This is a genomic window from Achromobacter sp. GbtcB20, from assembly GCF_019091095.1.
GTDB lineage: Bacteria > Pseudomonadota > Gammaproteobacteria > Burkholderiales > Burkholderiaceae_B > Achromobacter > Achromobacter mucicolens.
In genome coordinates this window covers 1-495 of record NZ_JAGXJZ010000212.1, presented here as the reverse complement: position 1 = coordinate 495, position 495 = coordinate 1, and the positions used below count along the sequence as shown (strand labels likewise).

Annotated in this window: 1 protein-coding gene; it reads left to right on the top strand. The window is 71.1% G+C overall.

The genetic code is table 11. From position 1 onward, the window contains the following. A partial coding sequence (locus KVT32_RS28630) for a methyl-accepting chemotaxis protein (protein ID WP_254637061.1) occupies positions 1–495 on the top strand: 495 nt, incomplete at both ends.

Sequence of the window (495 nt, the reverse complement as noted above, 5' to 3'; positions counted from 1 at the left end):
CCTGCGGCACATGAACGCCAGCCTGATGCGCATCGTCGCCGAAGTGCGCGCCGGCACCGAGGCGATGGCGGCCGCCTCGCATGCGATCGCCAGCGGCAACCTCGACCTGTCCAGTCGCACCGAGCAGCAGGCCGCCGCGCTCGGCCACACGGCCGGCGCGATGCGCGAACTGACCGACACCGTCCAGCAGAACGCCGACAACGCGCGCCAGGCGAATCAATTGGCGGCCAGGGCCTCGGACGTGGCCGAGCAGGGCGGCACGGTAGTGGCGCGCGTGATCGACACCATGGGCTCGATCACGGCATCCTCGCAGAAGATCGTCGACATCATCGGCGTCATCGACGGCATCGCCTTCCAGACCAACATCCTGGCGCTGAACGCGGCCGTGGAAGCGGCGCGCGCGGGCGAGCAGGGCCGCGGCTTCGCGGTGGTGGCGAGCGAAGTGCGCAGCCTGGCCGGGCGTTCGGCGCCGGGGGCCAGGGAGATCAAGGTGCT